Here is an 8872-nt window from a genome sequence, read left to right on the forward strand (position 1 = left end):
AGCCATCATTTTTTTTCTTGATTATTTCTTTTCAAAGTAAGAATAAATATCCCTCCAAAGATAGTTGGAATAATAATATTTATGAGCCACAATAAATATGCAGCAGCAAGCAATGCCGCAAAATTTGAACTGAATTTTTCAAAAACAAAAATAACGACAGCCCCTCTAATTCCAATTTCTGTAAAAGTTACAGCAGGCAAAACTGACTGAATTACAAAAATTAATGCTACTCCTGTAATTCCTGTAAAAAAGTTTACTTCAATACCAAAAGCCTTTAACAGTAAAAAATATTGAATTGCATAAGTTAAATAACGAATAAGGGAATAAAAGTAGATACGAAGTAATTCGGATTTATTGTATTCTCTAAGAATATCAGCATGTTTTTTAAATTTATCCAGCCACTTAATTTTTTCTAAAAGAATAGTAAATATTGAAACATTAAAAAATAAAATTCCAAGTAATAAGTTTAATAGAATCAATAATATTACAATTAGAATTGAAATTTTATCTAACCAAAACAACAAAGCTATTGAACCGAATAAAAATGTTATCAGCATATTAGAAAGATTACCCACTAATGTAGAAAAAACAGCTTTTGCTTTATTCCCTTTTGTAATAAAGAATATTCTTCCCAGAAATTCTGCCATTCTGTTTGGCACCCAATTATTTATTGTAACACCACTCCAAACAGCTTTATAAGCTTTTAAGAATTTTATATCTTCTATTTTCGAAATAAGAAATTTCCATTTTAATGTTTCTATTCCCCAATTGACAAGCATCAAAATCAAAACTGATGCGATAATTAAATAATCATTTGTGGAAAGAAAAGTAAACTGATGAAAAAAATCATTGAATTTATCAGTTGAAATAACTTTAAAATAAAGATAATAAAGTGTGGCAACAAAAATCAATATTTTGAGGAAACTAAGTGAAAAATGTTTTATTCTGTTTTTGTTAATCAAATTAAATTTTTTAAAATTAAAAATATAGCCAATGGAATTTTAAGTTATCAAATTTGTTGTATTCAAGTGTTGGAGCAGGGAATTTTATAAAGCCGAATGCTGAAAAAAGAATTTTCAAAATTTTTGAATTAGTTTCAATTTTACTAAGATCAATATCAGGAGCAAAATAAAATTGTTTATATACTTCGAAATGAGGAACGGGCTTTCCGTCAACTTCGGTTGGGTTTCCATAGCCTGCAAGCAATCCATCTGCACCATAGCCAAAAGCAAAATTTAGCCATTTAGGAAATTTTGATTCTTCTTGTAAAAAAGACTTAACATTTAATGAATACCAGTTAGTATGTCCGTTGTAGTCCTTTAACATCCGCTCTGCAAAACTATGTCCCAGAACATCAGGATTATATTTTTGAAATTCTGAATAATGGTCGGAAAACTTAAGTTTTAATCTTTGTTCGTTCCATAAAAGTTCTTGCCCTATTAATAATCCTGCTCCTGTAAAATTAGCAATAATATCACCGGGAGAAGCTCCCCAACCATCAGAATAACCATCAAAAATTTCAACAGAAGTCATGAATGCTAAGCCAAGCGTTCCTCCATACCAAATCGCTTTGTTCCTTTTTACACCTGCCCAATTCAGTGCTTCCATTCCAATTTTTCCTACATAATATGAAGTAAGAGTATGTCCGCATTTATCAATAGATTCCCAGCCATCATTATCATTAAAAATATGAAACGTACTCATAGGGTAATCAGAAAACCAAAGCTTGTAAAGTCCAATCATACTAACTGTATAACCAACAGTTTCTAAAGAGATTACAGTAATAAGCTTTTTAGAATTATACTCCTTTTCCTTGATTTGGCTAAAGCCTGAAAAAATTACTGTTATCAATAAAATTAATGTTAATGTGAAATATTTTTTCATTTTGCAATAAATGTAACCACGATTAGTAAGTTTAAAAAATAAAATTGCTACAAAAGTAAAATATTTTAACCTTATTCTTTAACTTTTTACTATCTTTAAAATCTTATTGAAAACTTATTTATGCAAGAGAAAGTAATATTAGGGATTGACCCGGGAACAACAATTATGGGTTACGGACTAATAAAATCCGATGGTAAAAAAATGGAATTGATAACTTTTGGAGTTATTCATTTAAGCAAATACAAAACACATTTGTTAAAATTAAAACATATTTTTGAACGTTCTCTACATCTTGTTGAATATTACAAACCCGATGAGCTTGCTATTGAAGCACCTTTTTATGGAAAAAATGTTCAATCAATGTTGAAACTAGGCAGAGCACAAGGAGCATCAATATCGGCAGCACTTTACCGTGATATTCCCATTACCGAATACGCACCGAAAAGAATAAAACAATCAATTACAGGAAATGGAAATGCATCTAAAGAACAAGTTGCATCAATGCTAATCAGCATGCTAAATATCAAACACATCCCAAAACACCTTGATGCAACAGACGGACTGGCAGCAGCAGTAACACATCATTTTAGTGGCAATCAAATCAAAGGCAGTAATTCGAATAGCAGTAACTCATGGAGTTCTTTTATAAAAAACAATCCTGATAAAGTAAAATGAAATATTCATAAAAATTAGCAATTCAAAAATTAAGCAAATCAAATTCTGAAATAACGCTAACTTAATGTACTTTTGCTTAGTTTTTTAAACACAAAATTTTTATAATGATTGAAGAGTGGAAAGTTATTGTAAATCCGAATGCGGGAATAAATAAAGGAGAAAAAGACTGGGATGAAATATCATCATTGCTAAAAAAATATGACATCAATTTTTCACATATTTTTACAAAAGAAATAGGACATGCTATTGAACTTACAAAAGAATTTGTAAAAGAAGGTTATAGAAATTTTATTGCTGTTGGGGGAGATGGGACACTTAATGAAGTTGTTAATGGAATTTTTTCACAAAAATTTTGTAATTCTAATGAAATAACTCTTGCATCAATTGGCATTGGCACAGGAAACGACTGGGGAAAAACATATAATTTACCTACAAATTATGAAGAATTAATAAAAGTTATTAAAACAGGAAATACTTTTATTCAAGACATTGGAACTGTTGAATTCAGTAACAATGAGAAAGTTATAAAACGATATTTTATAAATATTGCAGGAATGGGCTTTGATGCAAGTGTTGTAAAAAGAGTAAATAAAGAAAAAATAAAAGGCAAGGGAGGAACGTTGACATACTTGAGGAATCTTCTTTTAAGCCTCATACATTATAAAATTAAAAACTTTGAAATAAAAATTGATAATGAAAGTATTAATGGCAAGTTATTCAGCCTTGGAATTGGAATTGGCAAATACAATGGAAACGGAATGAAACAATTGCCAAATGCAATTCCTGATGATGGCTTACTTGATGTTACCATTATTAATAAAATTGGCAAGTTTGATGTTTTACGAAATGTGAAAAACCTTTATGACGGTACTTTCATAAATCACCCAAGTGTAAATACCTACACAGCAAAGTTAGTTACTTTAGTTTCCAAGAAAACTGTTTATCTGGAAGCTGATGGAGAAACACTTGGACATTCTCCTTGTAAATTTGGGATTATCACCAAAGCATTGAATGTTGTAATTGACAAAGAATTTAAACCTTAAAAAATAATTATTATGCATCCCGATCTTTTCACAATACCATTACCCGAATTTTTACAAAATCTTTTTAACACAGCAACACTTACGGTACATACTTACGGAGTTTGTATTGCAATGGGAATATTAGCTTCTTTTTTATACGCTTCCCATCAGGCAAAAAAGCAACTCGGTATTAGTACTGAAACTATGAGCGACTTACTTTTATTTTTGATTCTTGCATCTGTTGTAGGTGGAAAAATCTTCTTTTATTTTGAGGATGTAAAATATTATTTTGGCACTCCTGCAAATATGATAAAATCATTTTCGGGTGGTTTTGTATTTTATGGCTCCTTACTTTTTGCCATTCCGACAATGATAATTTTTTTCAAGAAAAAGAAAATGCCTGTTTTACCAATGCTTGATATTATTGCAATTACAGCAACAATTGTTCATGCTTTTGGACGATGTGGCTGCTTTAATGCCGGTTGTTGCCATGGTGTTCCTACTGATAGTTGGATTGGAGTAACTTTTTCAAATCCTTCTTGTGCTGCCAACCCTAAAGATGTCCCTTTACATCCTACTCAGCTATACTCTATTTTTATGCTTCTCGTAATTATGGGTGTTTTATTCCTTATAAAAAATAGAAAAAAGTTTGATGGACAAATGTTTCTAATTTATATGTTTTTGTATGCAATAGGAAGAAGCATCATAGAAATTTTCCGAGGTGATAGTGCAAGAGGTTTTATAATTGACAATGTTCTTTCCCACTCACAATTTATTTCTATTTTTGTACTTATTGGTGTTGGATATTTTTATTTTAGATTAAAAAAGAAAGGAGAGCTATTTAGTGCCTCTTAGAAAAAATCTATTTTAATAAAATGAATAATCAATCTATTACTTGATCCTAATTATCTCACCTGATTTTTCTTTATCATTTAAAATAAAATTATAATAATAATAGCCTGCATCCATTTCATCTGTCATAAAATCAAAAGCATATTTTCCTGTTTCAGTATAAAAATTTAAATGTGTTTTTAAAATTTTTCCTTTGCTATCAAAAATCAAAATTTGAACATAAGAAGGTTGTGATATTTCAAATGAAAAGGAAATTTTTTCATGAAAAGGATTTGGAAACACTTTTATCGGTTCTTTTTCTTCCTCGTCAATTGAAGAATAATCTGGAAAATATGCTCTTCTTATTAAAGTAGAATCAAGGATAAAAGGATTTTTTTTGTTACTCTGTTTTGAGGCAACGAAATCGTTTCTCCATATTTCATCAGTATCCACAGGATCTTGATAATGCCATTTGTAAAGAGTCTCTTTTTGTTGTTCAAAAAATGATTGGTCGGCTTGTGATTTATACATTGTATAAAAATAAAACATTGCTCGAGCAACATTTCCTTTATGATCTTCGCGTGGTTCAAAATATCCTGAATTATCAAATTCACTGTAATCGTCAATGTTTGAACTTGGTTTTGACGTAAGAACATTGTCATCTATAAGCCACTTGTCTGCTTGGTCATCAGGAATATCAGCAAAAGGGTAGCTTCCTCGTATTGAGTTTGCTTGCACCAAAGTAGGGAAAAGATGATGAAGATCGCTTTCTGCATTACCACTACCTGCTCCCTTGCTTTTTGGCCATGTATGCTCACAATTAATTCCTTTGTTATAAGCTTCAGTTCGTGGATGTTCTCCGTTTGGATCAATTGTAATTGTAAATCCTGTGTAAACACCTACTAATTTACCTCCATGTTTATCAGCATCTGCTCCCCACATCTCATCTCTTGCATTGCTATAGCTCAATACAATTGAAGGTTTGTAATTTAAATAAAGACTATTGATTAAGGTACTTCCTTTTTGCCCCGAAAATATTGTTGTTTGTGCCAACAAGGAAAATGGTAAAAAGAAAAAGAGGATAATAATAAGTTTGTTATTCATAATTTTTGGTTGAACTAATTGCCGCAAATATAAATCAAGTATTAATAATTTCCCAATTTGAATTACCAAAAAGTTGTTTTTTATTTAAAATTTTTTGTTCAACAAAGGTTAGTAGCCTGTATTTTAGTTGCTCATGTTTAAATAATTTTCTATTTTTTTTTGATTTCTTTGCGTAATCTAATTTCTTACCCCAGTCAAATTTTGATATTTTTGTTTTCATCACTTTCGGATGTGTTGTTGTAAAAATTGGAAGACGACCAAGAGGTCCGTAATCAAATTCTGCAGGTACTTTGTCGTACATTTCCGCAACTGTTTCTTTCCCTTTATGAATTGTATCAAGTGCTTTTTTCTTTTTTTGCATAAATTTCGGAGGTCTTACCCATCCGTAATGATAAATGTAAGCATCAACTTTGGCAACTTTCAATTTTATGCTTCCTTCTTTTTTTCTATAACTTTTACCATCAAAATCAGGGATTCTTCTAAATGACTGAGCCGAACGAAATGAATGAATATCTTTATTGTTTCTTATAATTCTAATTTCTTGAGCATACCATCCATGAGAATTTAAGTAATGCTTATAATCTCCATAAAAATGAATGTAATTAAAAAGTAAGGCTTCAATTTCCGTATTATTCAAAAGCTCTTTGCATCTGTTTTTAATTGTTTCATGATATTTTTCATGTACAACTTCATCAGCTTGAAGATAAAAAAGCCAATCCCCTGAACATGTTTCTTTGGCAATATCGGTTTGATGTGCATTTTCCATTCCGTCAGGAAATTTTTCAATATCCCATTTAGTATCAATTATTTTTATTTTAGGAGAATTAATACTGTTTATAATTTCTCTTGTTTTGTCATCTTCATCACAATCTCCAAGGGCAACAACAAACTCATCAACTATTGGTAAAATTGATTGTATTGATTCTTTTATAGGATAATAAAGCTTGGAAACATTCTTTGCCATTGTAAATCCACTTATCATCATAATTGTATTCTTTTGTTCAAAATAAGAGAATACAAAAGTACATGCATGATTTTTAAAAATGCAGAAAAAATTTGAATAAAAAAAATTTGCAGTAAGTAAATTTTACTATATTTGTGCCTTAATTTTTTGCGGGAATAGCTCAGTGGTAGAGCACAACCTTGCCAAGGTTGGGGTCGCGAGTTCGAATCTCGTTTCCCGCTCATTTTTTACGCTCTTTAAATAATGCCCGGGTGGTGGAATTGGTAGACACGCAGGACTTAAAATCCTGTCGCCTTTAAAGCGGTGAGGGTTCAAGTCCCTCCCCGGGTACTTATTTTAAATTCAAAACAAAATATCCTTTTTAGAAATTAACGAATTATGAATGATTTTGTTTATCTAAAAAATTAATTTAAAAGCTTTATCAAAGCAAAAAAGCAATTCCAACTTTTTCCTTTAGAAGAATAGAGCTATGAGCTGACTTTTAAATTGTCAGATAGAAATAATGATTGCCGTCCGAAATATTTTTTATCTAAATTTGTTTTTTATCAGAACAAATTTATCTAAATTTGTTTTTAAAACGAATTATGGATAATCTTTACAAAACACTATTTTATGAATGGCAACAAAAGAAAGTTGAATCTTCAAAGCCACGTGAATATGATTTGACAGTTTATAGCAAAACTAAAATAAATAAAATAATTGTTCTTACAGGTTTCAGACGTGTAGGTAAAACAACATTGCTTTTTGATTTGGCTATAAAACTCCAAAAGAAAAACCCAAAAAATGTGTTATACATAAATTTTGAAGATGAAAGAATTCCAATAGAAACCTCCTTTTTAACAGGTCTATCGGAAGCTATTTTAGAGTTTTATCCCAATCCACCTCAATTTATTCTTTTAGATGAAATACAATTGATTCCAAATTGGAGCAAATGGCTTCGTAGAATGTATGACAACACTGATTTTAGGTTTTACGTTACAGGTTCCAATTCAAAAATGTCATCAGCAGAAATTCCGACAGAATTAAGGGGGCGTTTTATTGAGCTTTATATTTCACCTTTAAACTTTAAAGAATTTCTGAACTTTAAAGATTTTAATAAAGAATTAACTGACATTGAATATCGGAAATCTGATTTTATTAAATTAAAAAAACTATTAGACGAATTTATATTTGATGGCGGATTACCTGAAATAGTCCTTGAAAATAATAATTTAAGCAAAGATATAGCACAAAGTTATTTTGCTACTGTTGTCAGCAGAGACATTATTGAAAGAAACCTTATTAAAAATACTTTTGCATTAAAAACAATTATCAAACAATTAGTGCAATCACAGACATTTACAATTTCAAAAATGTATAATAGTATAAAAAGCATGCAGATAGACATTGGAAAAAATACTATTTCCGAATATATTGGGTTTATTGAAGGTTCGTATTTTTTTCGCTTTCTGACTTGTTTTTCATTCAAGGTCAGAAAAAGCATGATGCTCCCAAGAAAAGTATATTGTATTGACAGGATTTTTCTTTCCGCATTATCAACAAAGTTTTCTAAAAACACAGGATGGTATTATGAAAATACTGTTGCATCTTCGCTTTTCAATACCGATAAAGAAGTATATTATTGGAAATCAGTTGACAGTTCTTATGAAGTTGATTTTGTAATAAGGAAAGAAGAAAAAACTATAGCTCTTGTACAAGTAAGTTTTGATATTGAAAACCAAGATACATTAAAAAGAGAATTAAGAGCATTAATAACCGCTTCAAAAGAGTTGAATTGTGATAAGCTTATTTTAATAACCCGATCGGAAGACAGGAAAGTTGAAGATGAATGGTTTGGAACAAAAGCAACAATAACTATGATGCCATTATGGAAATGGCTTATTAGTGGAATTGATGAAATATAAATTTTCGCCATCCGAATTTTTCAAGATAAATCAACTCAAAAAAAAGTCCCACTTTTTAAAAAAGGCGGGACTTTAAAATTAATGTTGAATTAAAATTATTTGATTTTCATAAACTCCCTGACTTTTAAAATTATCAAATAGGAATAATGATTGCCATCCTATATGTTTTTTAACTAATTCTTTTTCATTCAGCATTAATGCTATTCCTTATTTAATATTTATGACAAAATTAGTTACAAAATAGTTGCATGCATATTTTATTTCATTATTTGGAAATTTTGTTGTTGGAGTCTTTCATTCTTGTTTTTGTTTATAAACACTCTTTGAACTCAGAACACCTTACTTAACGAAAACTATAGTTCGACTGGTCATAATTTGAACTTTGGCACTATGTTTAACGTGTTGATTATTATTCGTTTACACAATATAGCAAAACGCAGTTTATGACCGCTCAGCATATATATTGTCGCGAAAATATCGAATATTGA

The 8872-nt window shown here is 29.8% G+C and carries 8 protein-coding genes and 2 tRNA genes; 6 read left to right on the forward strand and 4 right to left on the reverse strand.

Going from position 1 to position 8872, the window contains the following annotated elements; genetic code table 11:
* Positions 1–5: 5 nt before the first annotated feature.
* Together U9R42_01605 and U9R42_01610 are read right to left on the reverse strand one after the other, a co-directional pair.
* On the reverse strand, positions 6–962 hold the full coding sequence (locus tag U9R42_01605) for a lysylphosphatidylglycerol synthase domain-containing protein (GenBank protein ID MEA3494711.1): 957 nt from the start codon (positions 960–962) through the stop codon (positions 6–8).
* Between the two features lie 16 nt (positions 963–978).
* Complete coding sequence (locus U9R42_01610; GenBank protein MEA3494712.1) at positions 979–1884, reverse strand: DUF2279 domain-containing protein; 906 nt, start codon at positions 1882–1884, stop codon at positions 979–981.
* A gap of 120 nt (positions 1885–2004) precedes the next feature.
* Between U9R42_01610 and ruvC the strand changes: the two genes are divergently transcribed.
* From ruvC to lgt, 3 genes are all read left to right on the forward strand, one after another.
* A complete protein-coding gene (gene ruvC, locus U9R42_01615; protein ID MEA3494713.1) occupies positions 2005–2559 on the forward strand; it encodes a crossover junction endodeoxyribonuclease RuvC in 555 nt (184 codons plus the stop codon).
* Between the two features lie 104 nt (positions 2560–2663).
* Positions 2664–3602 (forward strand): diacylglycerol kinase family protein, encoded by a 939-nt coding sequence (locus U9R42_01620; GenBank protein MEA3494714.1) that lies wholly within the window; start codon positions 2664–2666, stop codon positions 3600–3602.
* Between the two features lie 12 nt (positions 3603–3614).
* Positions 3615–4436 (forward strand): prolipoprotein diacylglyceryl transferase, encoded by an 822-nt coding sequence (gene lgt / locus U9R42_01625; protein MEA3494715.1) that lies wholly within the window; start codon positions 3615–3617, stop codon positions 4434–4436.
* A gap of 36 nt (positions 4437–4472) precedes the next feature.
* On the opposite strand, the gene U9R42_01630 is transcribed toward lgt, so the two are convergent.
* Together U9R42_01630 and U9R42_01635 are read right to left on the reverse strand one after the other, a co-directional pair.
* Positions 4473–5516, reverse strand: coding sequence for an endonuclease (locus U9R42_01630; GenBank protein ID MEA3494716.1), 1044 nt, complete (start codon positions 5514–5516; stop codon positions 4473–4475).
* 34 nt (positions 5517–5550) lie between these two features.
* A complete protein-coding gene (locus U9R42_01635; GenBank protein ID MEA3494717.1) occupies positions 5551–6501 on the reverse strand; it encodes a glycosyltransferase family 2 protein in 951 nt (316 codons plus the stop codon).
* 128 nt (positions 6502–6629) lie between these two features.
* Between U9R42_01635 and U9R42_01640 the strand changes: the two genes are divergently transcribed.
* From U9R42_01640 to U9R42_01650, 3 genes are all read left to right on the forward strand, one after another.
* Positions 6630–6701 (forward strand) — tRNA-Gly (locus U9R42_01640).
* 24 nt (positions 6702–6725) lie between these two features.
* Positions 6726–6810, forward strand: a tRNA-Leu gene (locus U9R42_01645).
* Positions 6811–7064: 254 nt separating this feature from the next.
* Positions 7065–8384 (forward strand): ATP-binding protein, encoded by a 1320-nt coding sequence (locus tag U9R42_01650; GenBank protein MEA3494718.1) that lies wholly within the window; start codon positions 7065–7067, stop codon positions 8382–8384.
* The last annotated feature ends 488 nt before the right edge of the window (positions 8385–8872 follow it).

The organism is Bacteroidota bacterium (genome assembly GCA_034723125.1).
Lineage (GTDB): Bacteria > Bacteroidota > Bacteroidia > CAILMK01 > JAAYUY01 > JAYEOP01.